Origin of the sequence: Clostridium sp. 'White wine YQ' (genome assembly GCF_028728205.1) — a bacterium.
In the GTDB taxonomy this organism is placed as follows: Bacteria; Bacillota; Clostridia; order Clostridiales; family Clostridiaceae; genus Clostridium_T.
Genome location: NZ_JAQYUU010000005.1, coordinates 258,772 through 274,870, shown reverse-complemented (window position 1 = coordinate 274,870; position 16,099 = coordinate 258,772). Strand labels below are relative to the sequence as shown.

The window sequence follows — 16,099 nt, the reverse complement described above, 5'->3', positions numbered from 1 at the left end:
GTATTTTTATGAGCGAACTTAAGGAAGTTTTATTAGAAAAAATAAATTCGAAGACTGCAAAGGTTGGAGTTGTAGGTCTTGGTTACGTAGGATTACCACTTTCAGTTGAAAAAGCCAAAGCTGGATTTGAAACAATTGGATTTGATGTTCAAGATGAAAAAGTTAAGATGGTAAATGAAGGACATAACTATATTGGAGATGTTGTTGACGAAGAGTTAGATACATTAGTTAAGCTAGGCAAGCTAAAGGCAACAAGCGACTTTTCATTTGTAGAAAATGTTGATACTATTTGCATCTGTGTTCCTACACCATTAGATGAATACAAGCAACCAGATTTATCTTATGTAGTAAGTTCTACGAGAAGTGTATCAAAGTATCTTCATAAAGGAATGCTTGTAATATTAGAAAGTACTACTTATCCAGGGACTACAGAAGAAGTACTTAAGCCTATACTTGAGGAGAGTGGATTAGTTTGCGGCAAAGATTTCTTTTTAGCATTCTCTCCAGAAAGAGTAGATCCAGGTAATAAGACATTTAATACTAAAAACACACCAAAGGTTGTAGGAGGATGCACTGAAGAATGTACAGAGCTTGCAGCTGCTTTATACAGAAATGTATTAGAGGGTGAGATTCACACAGTATCATCTCCAGCAGTGGCAGAGATGGAGAAGATACTCGAGAACACTTTTAGAAATATAAATATTGCATTAGCTAATGAAATGGCAATATTGTGTAATAGAATGGGAATTGATGTATGGGAAGTAATAGATGCAGCAAAAACTAAACCATATGGTTTTATGCCATTTTATCCAGGTCCAGGACTAGGTGGACATTGTATACCACTCGATCCATTTTATCTAGAATGGAAGGCAAAGGAATACGATTATCACACTAGACTGATAGAGACATCTGGAGAGATTAATGATTCAATGCCAGAATTTGTGGTTGATAATGTAATGAAGTTATTAAATAAACACAAGAAGGCTATGAATGGATCAAAGATATTAGTCATGGGTTTAGCTTATAAAAATGATATTGATGATTATAGAGAATCTCCATCATTTAAAGTTATAGAGAACTTAGAAAAACATGGAGCAGAAGTAATCGTAAATGATCCATATTGCCCAGAAGCTAAATACAAGAAAAAAGTATATACATCAGTTGATTGGAATGAAGTAATAGATGAGGCGGATGCTGTAATTATAACAACAAATCATAGCTGTTATGATTATGAAGAGATAGCTCGTAGAGCAAAAGTAATATATGATACAAGAAACGCCACAAAGAATGTGAAAAATAATAGAGAAAAAATATTCAAGTTATAATACAAGGCAAAATAATATTATAAAGGCTTGTAAAATAATCGAAAGCAATCTCTTTGATTGTATTAAGGTTAAGCTTTTTACAAGTCTTTTTTCATTTAGGTATAATATGCGAGAAAAAAGTGTAAATATATAATTATGTAAGTAAAAGTTTCGTAGAAAAGTAATAGAAGGGAAGTGAAAGCATGAGTAAAGTATATATAGGCAACACATGGACACCATGGAAGTTTTTAAAAAGACTTATAACTAAGGTGAATGACGACGACATATTTGCACTTTCAGCACAATTGGCCTATTACTTACTATTATCATTTTTCCCTTTTCTCATGTTCATAATGATAATGATTGGATTCAGTCAGCTAAAATCTGATGAAGTCTTAGTGTACTTATCAACCATATTACCTCAAAATGTATATCAGTTAGTTGAGTCTACAGTAGTAGAAGTAATTAATGGACAAAAAGGACAATTAATTCTGCCTACAGTACTTTTAGCTATATGGACTTCATCCTCAGGGTTTTCTGCAGTGAACAAAGGCCTTGATAAAGCATATGAAGTTCAAGAGACAAGATCTTATATTAAGAGAACTATTTATGGAATAATTAGTACTATAGGTTTGGGACTCATAATAATATTAACGTTACTGCTAATTGTTTTCGGGGGAGTAATAAGAGCATATTTAGTTGCGAAATTTCCTTTTGATGATATAATAACCTTTGCATGGAATAGTGTAAGATTTGCAGTTATAATGCTAGTAATGATTTCAGCTCTTGCAGCTATATACTATTTTATTCCTGCCAAAAAGGTGATGTGGAAAGAGTGCTTTCCAGGAGCTATAATAAGTGCTTTAGGATGGATTGTTGTATCTTCGTTATTTTCTTTTTATGTAAATAACTTTTCTAATTATTCTAGACTGTATGGCAGTTTAGGGGCTGTAATAGCATTAATGACGTGGCTCTATATTTCTTCCGTTATAGTACTATTAGGAGGAGAAATAAACGCTATCTTATTAGAATAGTTGGTAGAAATAATTTCATATATATAAATCTTTTTAGTTGTTATGGAAATAATGTATATTTGATTAAAATATGGTTAGAATTAACAATGAAGAATTTCAGGAGGTTGTATATATGAACAAAATTGTATTAATGGGAAGAATAATAAAAGACCCTGAACTTAGAGTACTTGAGGAAAGCGAAAAGATGGTTACGAAATTTATTATCGCAGTTGAAAGGAACTTTAAAGGATCCGATGGTACCAGAAAGTCTGACTTAATTCCTGTAGTAATGTGGGGAAGAAAAGCAGAAGTTCTTTGTGAATATGGGAAAAAGGGTACTTTATTAAGTTTAAGCGGCAGATTGAGAACTGGAAGCTATGAAGACAGAGATGGAAATAAGAAATACATAGCAGAAGTTATTGCAGAAGATTTTAAGTTTATTCAAAATAAGCCTGCACCAGAAAAAGAATATGCAGATGATAAAAAATAGTAATATTTCAAGATAAATAATTGAAACAAAAAAAATTAGAGATGAAACATCTCTAATTTTTTTTGTCTATTTAAGGAATGAGAACACTTCTGATTTTGTTATCTCTTTTGAAATACCATCTATTATTTTTGAAGAGGTAGATAAATCACCAATTAATATTCCGCCGATTAGTTTATGATTTTTAAAGAAATATTTTGAATACTTAGCTTCCTCATTACTTTTTATAGATAAATGTTCTAAAGAAGAATCATTAAAATCAACTGTGCCAGCAGAGAAGATCTTTGTATTTAATGCATCAAATATTACTGAGGAGACAAAACCTTGAAATTCTAGTGAATCACCTGCAGCATTTGCTCCAGCTATCTTACCCATTTCGATAGCAGCTGGCCAGTTACCATAAGATATTCCCTTTAACTCAGCTACATCTCCACAAGCATATATTCCATTAATATTTGTCTCCATCTTGTCATTAACAATTATACCCCTATCACAAAGAACTCCAGTAGCCTTAGCTAAATCTGTATTAGCTCTAATTCCTACAGAGAATAGAACTATATCAGCTTCTATTTCTTCTCCTGTGTTTAGTTCAACAGATTTTATTATATTATTACTTGTCTTAATTTTATTTACGGATTCACCAAGCCTCAATTTTATATTTGTAGAGTTTATGGCTGTTTTAAATAGTTCGGCGCCTTCATCGTCTAACTGACGAGGTAGCAACCTTGAGAAAAACTCAACTACATTAACCTTTGCACCGGATTTATTTATTTCCCATGCAGCTTCAAGGCCTAGAAGCCCACCACCCACTACAACAACTTTCTTTTCTTTACAGAGATTCATCTTAAGCTTATTAACATCCTCTATATCTTTTATTGAGTAGATTCCATTAATAGAGTTATAGTTAAAGGCATTCAAGCTTAGTATTTCCTTTTTATTATCTAAGTCAATGACTTCAACGTTAGGAATAAAATTATGGCTTCCTGTAGCTAAAATTAGTTTATCATAATTGACTTTGGTATTATCCTCAAAATTAATTACCTTTAAATCTTTATTTATAGAAGTAACTTTTTTTCCTAGAATCTGATTGATTTTATTATCATCATACCACTTTGATGGTGCTATATAAAAAGTTTCTTCATCTATTTCTTGAGAAATTAAATCTGATAATTGAGGCCTAAAATAAGAAGATAGTTTTTCTTTAGATACTAATGTTATATTAGCTTTTTCATTTCTTTCTCTTATAGCTTTAGCAGCATAATATCCGGCAGCGCCATTACCAATGATTACAAAATTTTCTTCAGTATCATTCCTAAAACTTCTATTCTCTTTAGCAACCTCAACAAATTGATCTCTTCCTGCACCACATACTGGACAAATCTCTGGTGGAACAGTACCTTCAAAAATTTCTCCGCATACTACACACTTCCAATATTTAATTTCACCATCTGTAGATATTTGTGCTATTTCTTTAGTATCTTCCACTTTTTGCTTTGGTTCTTTACCTAAAATTTTTTCAGCAAAACCTACTCCGAATTCAAAAGCTTCTTTTAAGTCATTATCTGAAGGTTTGAAGTTAATTCTTAATCCAGGAGAGAATAAATTCATATTTAATTCCTTGAGTCTTGCTTCTATTCTAGGAACAGCCTCTCCGCTCCAACCATATGATCCAAATGCACCAGCAACTTTTTTACCATGAATTATTGGATTAAGTTTTGATAATAAGTCACGTATAGGTTCTAATAATTCACCTACAATAGTTGGAGACCCAAAAAGAATTCCATCTGAGTCAGATATATCTGCAACAATATCATTCATTTGATTATGAATAACATTATAAAGTTTTACTTCAATATCAGAAACGGATTTTATTCCCTCTGCAATTGTATTTGCTAGTTGTTCTGTATATCCGTAAGCAGATACATATGAGATAGTAACTTTTTTCTTATCATTGCTAGCTGAAGGAGTGCTCCATTCCTTATAGAGATTAACAATTTTCCATGGATCTTCCCTTAATATAGGACCGTGTCCTGGACAAATTAGATCTATATCTAAATCCTTAATTTTATCTATTGCTTTAAGGACATATGGCTTAAAAGGTCCCATTATACAATCATAGTAATATCGTAATGATTCCATATATTCTTTTTCATTTGGAATTTTATCATTAAAAATTTCTTCAAAACAGTAATGAGTACCAAAGGAATCACAAGTTATTAATGTTTTATCTTCAGGAATAAATGTATATATTGTATCTGGCCAGTGTAGAAATGGTACAGATAGAAATTTGAGAGTTTTATTTCCTAAAGACAGTGTGTCATTATCAGACACTATAATGGATTCAAATTCTCTGTTCGCAATATTTTTTAAAAATCTAATTGCTGCAGCTGAACCAACCACCTTTGCTCCAGGGGAAAGTTCTAGTAACTTAGCCACGGAACCAGCATGGTCAGGCTCTGTATGATCAACAACGATATAGTCAATTTTTGATACATCGATATTAAGATCCTTTAATCTTTCAATATATTGATCAAAGAATTGCTCCTTAACAGTTTCAAAAACAGCAACTTTTTCACTACCTTTAACAACATATGAATTGTAAGTTGTTCCATAAGGTGTATACATAATAATATCAAAAATTCTTAGCTCAGGGTCGAGCGCACCCACCCAGTGTATGTCCTTTTTTACTTCTAAAGATCTCATATTTTCACCTTCCTTAAAATCATTCACCATTAAAAAAATCTATAAACATAATTATTAGTTAATAATTATTATTAGTTATTGATTAAATTATACAACAAAAAAAATAAAAATAAAAGATATAAAAGACAAATTACTCTTAAAAATTGTTAAAAATTTAATAATGTATTGTATAGTATTATTTTTACATTTATAGAATACCATATTTTGGTTATATTTATTAAGATAAAATATTACTAATTCCATCTTTGTTTAGAATTTCTTGAAGATTTTTCATAAATATGTTGATTTTTAATTTCCATGTGTTATAATAAATTCATGGTATGGGAACGTATACAAAAAATTTCAACTATGGGATTATGGATTTATTGAGAGATTAAGAGAGCTAATTTAATTGGCTCTCTTTTCTTATTAATAAATAACATAAAATATGAAATTCCTACATAAAATAGTACCTGACACTAGTACTATTAGTATTCTTATACATTTTGAAATATCTTTAGTTAATGTATAAATAAGGGAGGGAATAAAATGATTCACAAAATGTCTTCAAAAAGTTTTTATGAATTTGTAACATTAGCAGTTGCCAGAGAGTTAGAGTATTTTATAAATGAATCTAATTATACTTTAGCTTTTAATAGTAACATTAAAAATTTAGTTGATGAATTAAAAGATTTAGGAAAATTAAATATAGAATTCATGGTGTTATTTAATACAAATGGTGACATAGCACTTATCAATGAAGAGATAGTAGGTGGATATATTGCCGAACGAATGGTTAAGCAATTAAGAGCTGACTATGGAATAAAAGACGAAGAAGAAATTTTAAAAAAAATTATAAATGGTGAAAATAGAGAGAAGGAATTGTTTATATCAAACATCTATAAATACTTAACTAAGACATTAAAGGAAATATATAAGGATATTAAATATAGAAGGGAAGTTTTAGAAAGTTATAAGAAGAGATATTCATTAAACAATATGGAGCCTGAAGAAATGGCAGTTACTTTAGCATCAATTTTGATTATTGAAGATATTTGTGGATATTTATCTCTAGATGTTGAATTAAAAAATATTATAATTCAAAATTTATAATATTTTTCACAAGAAAGTAGATTTTTGTAGATAAAGAGAAGTTCGTATATAATACAAAGTACATTTTAAGATAATAATGTCTATTTATGAGAGAAATTAATTTAAAGCTTGTTCATCTTTTGACAAGTTTTTTGAAACCCTTATGTTATGATTTTTTTATACAGTATTTTTATGCCGAAGGGAAAATTGTAAAGATTAAGGGGGATAAAAATGGTTATTTTGAAGAGTGAAAAGGCAGTTGAGGAAGTTGACTTAGATATTAGGTATGAGTATTCATACAGGTTAACAGAAAATTTATATGATAACGTTAAAGCATATGGTATTGAAGCTGAGCGATTACTGTTTAAAGCTGAAGAACTAAAGGATGTAGAGCGAGAAAGTATAAACCTAATTTCGCCAATTTATAGCAAGGTTGAAGAAATGTTAAACTTAATATATAAGCATAAAGTTTCTCCTGTTCATGTTATTGACATATTAGGAGAAAAGGTTGATGAGTGTGTTCTAGATTTTTAGATTTATATTATGATCAAGTGATTGGGTAGGGATTGGCACTTAATGCTCATTTGAACAATTATTCGCCAATCCTTGCTAATTAAATTCTCCAGTTGTAGAATTTAGATATATTTATATTAATTGGAGGAATACAATGATATATGGTGTTGGAGTTGACATAATAGAAATCGATAGAGTCGAGCGAGCAGTTAACAGAACCTCAAGTTTTTTAACTAAAGTTTTTACTGAAAACGAAATACAATACTTTAAAAATAAAAACAATAATTATGAAAGCTTAGCAGGGAGTTACGCTGCAAAAGAAGCTTTCTCAAAAGCAGTAGGGTTAGGTTTTAGAGGATTCACTTTGGGTGAAGTTGAGGTTGTAAGAGATGAACTAGGAAAACCATCAATAGTGTTATATGGAAATGCTAGAGAGTTGGTGGATAAGTTGAATGTAAGTAATATTCATTTAAGTATCTCACATAATAAAACAGACGCAATTGCATATGTTATTTTAGAAATATAAGGAGGAGTTATGATTGAAGTTTTAGGTTCAGAAGGTTGCAGAACTATGGATAGAAAAACCATAGAAATTCTTAAAATGCCGAGTGTGCTATTAATGGAAAATGCAGTTTTCTCAATGGTAAAACATTTTTATCATCTAGATGACATTTTAATTATCTGTGGAGTAGGAAATAATGGTGGTGATGGGGTTGCCTTAGCAAGACATTTATATTTTCTAAATAAGAAGGTAAGAGTAATTGTTGTAGGTTCCTTAGATAAAGCATCAGTGGATTTTATGTGTAATTATAATATATTAAAAAATCTAAATGTACATATTATATTAATTAATAAGGACGATTTAAATATTAAAACTATTTGCAGAAATACTAAAGTTATAGTCGATTGCTTATTTGGGACAGGACTCTCAAGAAGCCTAAATGAGCAGTACATAAATATAGTTGAAGGGATGAATTCTTCTTCAGCCTATAAAATTTCCATAGATGTGCCTTCAGGGTTAAATTGCGATACGGGAGAAGTTATGGGAGCATCAGTCAAGGCAGACAAAACTATAACTTTTCAGACAATGAAAAAAGGATTCTTAAACTATAAGGCTCTAAGTTATTTAGGGGAAGTAATAATTGAGCCCATAGGAATTCCAGAAAGCATTATAAAAGAAGTAAGTGAAGGAATAGTTATGACGGAAAGAGCTGATATAAGCAGTCTTATTCCTAAGAGGGAAAGGTTCGGCTATAAAAGTGATTATGGTAGAGTTGCAATTATAGCTGGTAGTGAGGAATATTCTGGAGCAGCATACTTGACAGCACAAGCTGCCGTCAAAACAGGTTCGGGTTTAGTGAATTTATATACTCATAGAAAAATAAGAGATTCTATGAGAAATAAATTAAATGAAGCTATGGTGGGAGAATATCACCAAGTAGAAGAACTAGGGGAGAAAATAAATTCAGCGCAAGTAGTTGCAATTGGTCCAGGCCTTGGAAAAACTTCGGAAGCTCACAAATTAGTTAATTGGGTAATCAACAATTATACTGGAAAGATTGTTATAGATGCTGATGGATTAAATGTATTAGCTAATCAATTGGATATATTAAATAAGTGTAAGGGCGAGATAATTATAACGCCGCATTTGGGTGAAATGGCGAGACTTACTGGTAAGGGGATAGACGATCTTAATATGAACCGAATTGATATAGCGAAAGAATTCTCAAATAAATATGGAGTAACTGTATTATTAAAGGGGTTGTATACGGTTGTTGCAGGAAAGAATCAGGTTTATGTAAATCCTACTGGAAATAGTTCCATGGCATCAGGTGGTATGGGGGATACCCTGACAGGAATAATTGCGTCGCTTGCTGGACAAGGGGTAAATATTCTTGATGCGGCTAAATTAGGAGCATATATTCATGGATATATAGGGGAAGATTTATCAGAGGAGATGTATTCAGTTAGTGCTATAAATATAATAGAAAAGATTCCAAGTTATTTAAAGGAATTATCCGGTGGATAATCTCCTTCAAGATTTTTACTCTTTAGGAACTTATAATATTTTGAGGTTGATGATAACATTATAAGTTTCCTATAAAAAACTATGGATTTACCTAAAGAGCAAAAAAATAGAATTAGTCGCCTGCCAGTTTTTCCTCACATGCGTTTGGAAAGGCAGATGCGAGTAAAAAATCGACGGCTCATAATCGCCTTGACGATTTTTTATAACTTAAATTATGAATAATTAAATTCATTTAATAATAGTATTAGTGTAGAGCAAATAACTTTGGAGGAAAAATGAAAAAAAAGATTGCACTAAGCATGTTATTATTTGTAATAATTTTATCTTGTATTTCCATTATCTATATGAAAATTTCCAGTTCACCAGAGAGGGTTTTGAAACTATTAAGAAACATTAAGAGTTATGAATGTAATGTAGATTATAAATTTTATAATTCTATGGGAGAAAAAGAAGAAACCACTAAGCAGTATTTTTTGAAGGAAAAAGGTAATAAAGTGGTCTTTGGAGACAATAGAATTCAGGTGTATAATAATGAGGGACAAGTTGTAGGTGGAAATGATAAAGATGGAGAATTACTTGAAACTTCTAAGGAGAACTATGACTTCTATGAAGCTTCATTTATAAACAATCTATCAAGGTATTTAAATGATGAAAGAGCATTATCATTTGAGTATAATAAGGAAATTGGAAAAGGATATTATAAAGTTAGTATACCACTAGATATTAATAATCCTAATTTGGATGTAGGGATTTTATATATAAACATTCCAGATAAAGTTCCAGAGCGATTTGTCATATTAAATAAAAAAGGCGAAAAAACATTTGAGGCTAGGTATACTGACTTCCAGATCAATCCTAGACTTGATGCAGGTCTTTTGGAAATTAAAAGCAACTAAGAGGTGGAATTAATGGATGAAAGCATAAGACCAGTTTGGGCAGAAATTAACCTGAATTCTTTGGAAAATAATATGAGACAGATTAAAAATTTAGTAAAGGATAAAAAGATTTACGCAGTAGTAAAGGCTGATGGATATGGCCATGGAGCACTAGATGTTGCACCAATTTTTCTAGAAAATGGAGCTACAGGGCTAGCTGTAGCGGTCATTACAGAAGCACTAGAATTAAGGAGATCAGGGGTTAAGGCACCTATCCTAATTTTAGGATATACACCACTAACATTTGGTGATAAGATGGCTCAATATGATATTGAACAAACTGTCTATGATCTTAATTATGTTAAAGGACTTTCAGATATAGCAATAAAAGAGAAGAGAAATATAAAAATTCATATAGCATTAGATACAGGAATGGGGAGAATTGGAATACTACCCAATGAAGAGGGATTGGAGATTGTAAGAAAAATAAGCAAGCTTCCTAATATAATCTTGGAAGGTATTTTTACTCATTTCTCCACAGCAGATGAAACTGATAAAAGTTATACTAAATATCAATTAAAGCTGTTTTATGATTTTACTAATAGATTAGAACAAGAAGGAATTAAATTTAATGTTAAACATGTATCTAATAGTGCAGCTATAATGGATATGGAAGAAACTTATATTGATGGAGTAAGGCCAGGCATAATAATGTATGGGTATTATCCATCAGATGAAGTTCTTAAAGATAAGCTTAATCTAAAACCTGCATTGACTTTGAAGACTTCAATTGCACATTTGAAGACATTACCTGAAGGTATGTATATTAGCTATGGAAGAAAATTTAAAACAGAGCGAGAAAGTGTTATAGCAACACTTCCAGTAGGATATGCAGATGGGTACACAAGAGCTCTTTCAAATAAGGGAAAAGTTATCATTAATGGGAAATTAGCTCCTATAGTTGGAAGGGTATGCATGGATCAAGTCATGGTTGATGTTACAGATGTTGGAGAAGTAAGTGTTGGGGATGAAGTTGTTCTATTAGGAGAGCAAGGAGAAGCTAAATTTAATGCTGATGACTTAGCTGAGATTCTAGATACTATCAATTATGAGATAATCTGTATGATAGGCAGAAGAGTTCCAAGAGTTTACATCAGAGATGGAAAAATTGTCAAAATAAGAAACTATGTGTAGTATTTGAAAAAAATAAATAGAGAAACAAAGGTCGAAATCTTTGACAACGTGACATAATTTGTAATATAATTAATACATAATCTCTTTTTCTACCTAGGAGGAATGGTTATGTCTCTATCAAAGAAAAATTTAAAATTATCCGTAAATATTGAAAAAAACTGTAAATATACAGATGGTAATCTAATATTATATATTGAAGGCAAAGAAATGATTTATTCAGAAGCAGAGCTTTCAAAGGGCTATGGTGAAATGGCCGAAATTAATTTAGAACTAGCTGAGGCTTGTATTAGTGGTTCACTAGAAGAAACCGACTATTACGAGAATTGGTTATGCGGAGTGTGATAGACATATGACCACAATGGTAGTAAAAAGAGGAGATGTGTTTTATGCCGACTTAAGTCCTGTTATAGGTTCAGAACAAGGTGGTATAAGGCCAGTTATAATTATACAAAATGACATTGGGAATAAGTATAGTCCTACAGTTATTGTAGCAGCTATTACTTCTCAAATTAATAAAGCTAAGTTACCTACTCACGTAGAGATTTCTTCAGAAGAATATGGCTTAAATAGAGATTCAGTTGTTTTACTTGAACAATTACGAACCTTAGATAAGAGAAGATTAAAAGAAAAGATAGGGCATATGACAGATTCTGATATGGACAAGGTTAGCAAGGCATTAGTAATAAGCTTAGGGCTTATTTAGAAGATTATAATAAAAATTGAACAATATACAATGGAAAACTCAGTGTAAGCTGAGTTTTTTTTACTCTTTAGGAGTTTATAGAATTTTAAGGTTTGTGATAACATTATAAGTTTCCTATAGAAAACCTACGGATTTTCCTAAAGAGTAAAAAATCAACGGCTCATAATCGCCTTGACGATTTTTTATTTAAATAGAGAAAAAATTAATCTACATATATTAATATACTTGAGGAAAAATTATATATAAGCTACATAAAGTTTTAATATGATAAAAAAAGCCTTTTTTCTATAATATAAAGGTATATTATTTGTTTTTTTAGATACTCAGAAGCAATGATAAGACGTGTGTTTGGATTATAGTATTTTTAAATAGTATAGCACATATAAATAAAAGGCATAAAAAACATAGCACATATACACTAATATTATGTACAAAGAAAAAATTGTATGATATAATGACTTAGGAAAAAAGGTAATCTTTATTAAGTTAATTTTTTTAATCAGGAGGGCAAAAATGAGTAATAAAATATCAGAATTACAAAGTATAGCCAAAGAAATAAGAAAAGATATAGTAACTATGCTAACAGAATCAGCATCAGGACATCCAGGTGGTTCACTATCAGCAACAGATATAGTTACAACATTATTTTTTAACGAAATGAATATAAGTCCGGAAAATCCAAATAATCCAGATAGAGATAGATTTGTATTATCAAAAGGTCATGCAGCACCAGTTTTATATTCCGCATTAGCAAGAAAAGGATATTTACCAGTTGAAGAATTAAAAACATTAAGAAAGATTGGTTCAAGACTTCAAGGTCATCCTAATATGAATGATTTGCCAGGAATAGATATGTCAACTGGATCACTTGGTCAAGGAATATCAGCTGCTGTTGGAATGGCTATAGCTGGAAAACTTGATAATAAAAATTATAGAGTATTTGCACTTTTAGGAGATGGAGAATTAGAAGAAGGACAAGTGTGGGAAGCAGCTATGAGTGCAGCTCATTACAGATTAGATAACTTAACTATATTTATAGATTACAACGGATTACAAATAGATGGAGATGTACATCAAGTAATGAACCCAGCTCCAATTGATAAAAAATATGAAGCATTTGGTTGGAAAACACTAATAATTGATGGACATAACTATGAAGAAATATTAGCAGCTATTGAAACTGCTAAAAAAACAAAAGGAGCACCTACAGCAATTATATGTAAAACAGTTAAAGGCAAGGGTGTTTCATTTATGGAGAATGAGGCAGCATGGCATGGAACAGCTCCAAGTGTTGAACAATGTGAAAAAGCATTAAAAGAAATTGGAGGAGAAAAATAATGAGTAAGAAAATTGCTACTAGAGAAGCTTATGGAAAAACTTTAGCAGAGATAGGACAAAAAAATAAAAATATAGTTGTATTAGATGCTGATCTTTCAAAATCTACAAAAACTGCAGACTTCCAAAAGGTTTGTGCAGATAGATTTATAAATATGGGAATTGCAGAAGGAAATATGATGTCTGTAGCAGCCGGTATTTCAACTTGCGGCAAAATTCCTTTTGTAAGCACATTTGCAATGTTTGCAGCAGGAAGAGCTTTCGAACAAATAAGAAATTCAATATGCTATCCTAGATTAAATGTCAAGGTGTGTGCTACTCATGCTGGATTAACTGTTGGAGAGGATGGAGCATCTCACCAAGCAATTGAAGACTTAGCATTAATGAGAAGTATTCCAGGAATGACAGTTATTTGTCCAAGTGATGCAGTAGAAACTGATGCAGCAATTAAAGCAATTGCAGAGTTTAATGGACCATGTTATGTTAGATTAGGAAGAGCCGCTGTAAATATAGTTAATGATAATGCAGATTATAAATTCCAAATAGGAAAAGGTGTAACATTAAAGGATGGAAATGACGTCACACTTGTTGCAACTGGAATAATGGTTGATGTAGTACTAGAAGCAAGAGAAATTTTAGAGGCTGAAGGCATTAGTACAAGAGTAATTAATATTCATACACTAAAGCCAATAGATAGTGAAATATTAGTAAAAGCAGCAAAAGAAACTGGTGCAATAGTTTCAGCTGAAGAACATAATATAATTGGGGGATTAGGTTCAGCTATATCTGAGGTAATCTCAGAAGAAGTTCCAGTTCCAGTAATTAAAGTTGGAGTTAAGGATACTTTTGGAGAAAGCGGAAAGCCTGATGAATTATTAAAGGCTTATGGATTAACAGCTGAGGAAGTAGTAAAAGCAGCTAAAAAGGCATTAAGTTTAAAAAAATAAAATTGGGTTATATAGAAATAAGCAGTATAGCATGTAAATTTTGCTATACTGTTTTCAATTTTTACGCTAAAATATTAAATGCTGGATATTTTTTTAGTTATATCGTATTTATAAAAAGCCAAAAGAGTAAAATAATAAACAAGGATAAATAGAATAAGAATAAATTACAAACACTACTGCCATAGGAGGTTATTATGAATAAAAATATATTAAAAGACTATTTTTTAATTACAGTAGGTATACTTTTAGTTGTTTTCTCACTAGAGTATTTTTTCATCCCGAATGATATTGCAGCTGGAGGAGTAACAGGTATAGCAATAGTTCTTACTAAATATGTAACTTGGTTAAAGACAGGTACTGTAGTATTCATATTAAATCTTATATTATTTGCAGTAGCATTTTTATTAATCGGTGGTAATTTTGGAGCTAAAACAATATACGCTAGCTTTGGATTATCATTTATTATGTGGGCAGTAGAAAGGTTTTTAAAACCTACGGCATTAACAACAGATTTAATGCTAGCAGCTATTTTTGGAACCATAGTTACATCTTTGGGAATGGCAATGATTTTTAATGTTAATGCTTCAACTGGGGGTACCGATATAGTAGCTAAGATAATAAACAAATATATAAGTATAGACATAGGAAAATCATTATTATCAGTAGATTTTTTAGTCACCTTAGCAGGCGCAGTAACTTTTGGTGTAAACAGGGGACTTTATGCACTTTTATGCGTTATATTTAACGGATTAGCAATTGATAGAGTAATAGAAGGATTTAAAAGTTGTAAAGAAGTTACTATAATAAGTGATAAAAATAAAGAAATAAGTCAATTTATAATTAAAGATTTAGATAGAGGATGTACATTTATTCAAGGAAAAGGTGGATTCTCAGGAAATGATACAGCTCTTTTATATACTGTTTTAGGTAGAAATGAATTTATTAAATTGAAAAATTATATAAAAGAAATTGATAAGGCAGCATTTATAACTGTAGGAGAAGTTCATGAAGTTTTAGGAGAAGGTTTTGGGGAATTACAGTAATTTATAGTAGAGGGGGCATTGCAGTTTGAAAAAATATTTTAAAGAAAACTTATTAATTACTATAGGAATATTACTGACAGCAATAGCATTAGAATACTTTTTTTATCCAAACAATATTGCAGCTGGGGGGATCTCAGGGCTTGCATTAGTACTAAATAAAATATTTGGAATATCACCAGGACTCATACTGATAATTGCAAATATCATATTGTTTGCTTTAGCATTTATGTTAATTGGGGGGAATTTTGGCGGTAAAAGTATTTATGCATCCTTTGGACTTTCACTAGTCTTATGGCTTATAGAAAAATATCTATCTCCAACTGCAGTAACACACAATCTTGTATTAGCAACAGTAGCTGGTAGTGTTATATCATCATTAGGAATAGCTATGGTTTTTTCTCAGAATTCCTCAACAGGGGGAACATCTATTATAGCTAAAATAATAAACAAATATCTTCATTTAGATATTGGGAAGTGCTTGTTAATAACTGACTTTATAATTACAATCCTTGCTATCTATACTTTTGGTGTTGATTTAGGAATGTTTGGACTGATCAGTGTATTTCTTATTGGAAGTATGGTTGATAAGTTTATAGAAGGATTTAATGTTTGTAAGCAAGTCTTTATAATTAGCTCAAAAGGTGAAGAAATTGTAAAATATATTTTAAATGAAGTTGATAGAGGATGTACTGTACTTGATGGAACAGGTGGATACTCCAAAGCAAACAATCAAATTATATTTACAGTGGTAAATAGACGCCAATTTATTAAGCTCAAATTCAAGATAAAAGAAATAGACCCAAGAGCATTTATAACTGTTAATGATGTTAGAGAGGTGCTAGGAGAGGGATTTACTATGCTTGGGGCTGAATAAAGTTATTA

Annotated in this window: 16 protein-coding genes; 15 read left to right on the top strand and 1 reads right to left on the bottom strand. The window is 30.9% G+C overall.

Going from position 1 to position 16,099, the window contains the following annotated elements:
* The first annotated feature begins 8 nt into the window (after positions 1 to 8).
* The 3 genes from PTZ02_RS15480 (at position 9) to PTZ02_RS15470 (ending at position 2,807) form a co-directional block, all read left to right on the top strand.
* A complete protein-coding gene (locus tag PTZ02_RS15480) occupies positions 9 to 1,325 on the top strand; it encodes a nucleotide sugar dehydrogenase (RefSeq protein WP_274228698.1) in 1,317 nt (438 codons plus the stop codon).
* A gap of 182 nt (positions 1,326 to 1,507) precedes the next feature.
* Positions 1,508 to 2,338 carry a YihY/virulence factor BrkB family protein gene (locus PTZ02_RS15475; RefSeq protein WP_274228697.1) on the top strand — a complete coding sequence of 277 codons (831 nt, stop codon included), beginning with the start codon at positions 1,508 to 1,510 and terminating at the stop codon, positions 2,336 to 2,338.
* Positions 2,339 to 2,450: 112 nt separating this feature from the next.
* A complete protein-coding gene (locus tag PTZ02_RS15470; RefSeq protein ID WP_274228696.1) occupies positions 2,451 to 2,807 on the top strand; it encodes a single-stranded DNA-binding protein in 357 nt (118 codons plus the stop codon).
* A 66-nt stretch (positions 2,808 to 2,873) separates the two neighbouring features.
* On the opposite strand, the gene PTZ02_RS15465 is transcribed toward PTZ02_RS15470, so the two are convergent.
* Positions 2,874 to 5,507 (bottom strand): FAD-dependent oxidoreductase, encoded by a 2,634-nt coding sequence (locus PTZ02_RS15465; protein ID WP_274228695.1) that lies wholly within the window; start codon positions 5,505 to 5,507, stop codon positions 2,874 to 2,876.
* Positions 5,508 to 6,035: 528 nt separating this feature from the next.
* Here PTZ02_RS15465 and PTZ02_RS15460 point away from each other — a divergent pair.
* The 12 genes from PTZ02_RS15460 to PTZ02_RS15405 all read left to right on the top strand — a co-directional run bounded on the left by PTZ02_RS15460 (position 6,036) and on the right by PTZ02_RS15405 (position 16,091).
* The gene (locus PTZ02_RS15460; RefSeq protein ID WP_274228694.1) at positions 6,036 to 6,599 is read left to right on the top strand and encodes a hypothetical protein; all 564 of its coding nucleotides are present in this window, start codon (positions 6,036 to 6,038) and stop codon (positions 6,597 to 6,599) included.
* A 210-nt stretch (positions 6,600 to 6,809) separates the two neighbouring features.
* Positions 6,810 to 7,112 (top strand): DUF6514 family protein, encoded by a 303-nt coding sequence (locus tag PTZ02_RS15455; RefSeq protein WP_274228693.1) that lies wholly within the window; start codon positions 6,810 to 6,812, stop codon positions 7,110 to 7,112.
* Between the two features lie 133 nt (positions 7,113 to 7,245).
* Positions 7,246 to 7,617: a holo-ACP synthase gene (acpS, locus tag PTZ02_RS15450; RefSeq protein WP_274228692.1), complete on the top strand. Its 372-nt coding sequence runs from the start codon at positions 7,246 to 7,248 to the stop codon at positions 7,615 to 7,617.
* 9 nt (positions 7,618 to 7,626) lie between these two features.
* Positions 7,627 to 9,120, top strand: a complete 1,494-nt coding sequence (locus PTZ02_RS15445) for an NAD(P)H-hydrate dehydratase (protein WP_274228691.1) — start codon at positions 7,627 to 7,629, stop codon at positions 9,118 to 9,120.
* A 275-nt stretch (positions 9,121 to 9,395) separates the two neighbouring features.
* Positions 9,396 to 10,016 carry a germination lipoprotein GerS-related protein gene (locus tag PTZ02_RS15440; protein ID WP_274228690.1) on the top strand — a complete coding sequence of 207 codons (621 nt, stop codon included), beginning with the start codon at positions 9,396 to 9,398 and terminating at the stop codon, positions 10,014 to 10,016.
* Positions 10,017 to 10,028: 12 nt separating this feature from the next.
* Positions 10,029 to 11,189, top strand: a complete 1,161-nt coding sequence (alr, locus tag PTZ02_RS15435; RefSeq protein ID WP_274228689.1) for an alanine racemase — start codon at positions 10,029 to 10,031, stop codon at positions 11,187 to 11,189.
* Positions 11,190 to 11,297: 108 nt separating this feature from the next.
* Positions 11,298 to 11,531, top strand: coding sequence for a hypothetical protein (locus PTZ02_RS15430; protein WP_274228688.1), 234 nt, complete (start codon positions 11,298 to 11,300; stop codon positions 11,529 to 11,531).
* Positions 11,532 to 11,538: 7 nt separating this feature from the next.
* Positions 11,539 to 11,892, top strand: coding sequence for a type II toxin-antitoxin system PemK/MazF family toxin (locus PTZ02_RS15425; protein ID WP_274228687.1), 354 nt, complete (start codon positions 11,539 to 11,541; stop codon positions 11,890 to 11,892).
* Positions 11,893 to 12,405: 513 nt separating this feature from the next.
* On the top strand, positions 12,406 to 13,230 hold the full coding sequence (locus tag PTZ02_RS15420; protein WP_274228686.1) for a transketolase: 825 nt from the start codon (positions 12,406 to 12,408) through the stop codon (positions 13,228 to 13,230).
* Positions 13,230 to 14,174 carry a transketolase family protein gene (locus PTZ02_RS15415; protein ID WP_274228685.1) on the top strand — a complete coding sequence of 315 codons (945 nt, stop codon included), beginning with the start codon at positions 13,230 to 13,232 and terminating at the stop codon, positions 14,172 to 14,174. The genes PTZ02_RS15420 and PTZ02_RS15415 overlap by 1 nt, the downstream gene beginning before the upstream one ends.
* A 194-nt stretch (positions 14,175 to 14,368) precedes the next feature.
* The gene (locus PTZ02_RS15410) at positions 14,369 to 15,217 is read left to right on the top strand and encodes a YitT family protein (RefSeq protein WP_274228684.1); all 849 of its coding nucleotides are present in this window, start codon (positions 14,369 to 14,371) and stop codon (positions 15,215 to 15,217) included.
* Between the two features lie 25 nt (positions 15,218 to 15,242).
* The gene (locus PTZ02_RS15405; protein ID WP_274228683.1) at positions 15,243 to 16,091 is read left to right on the top strand and encodes a YitT family protein; all 849 of its coding nucleotides are present in this window, start codon (positions 15,243 to 15,245) and stop codon (positions 16,089 to 16,091) included.
* The last annotated feature ends 8 nt before the right edge of the window (positions 16,092 to 16,099 follow it).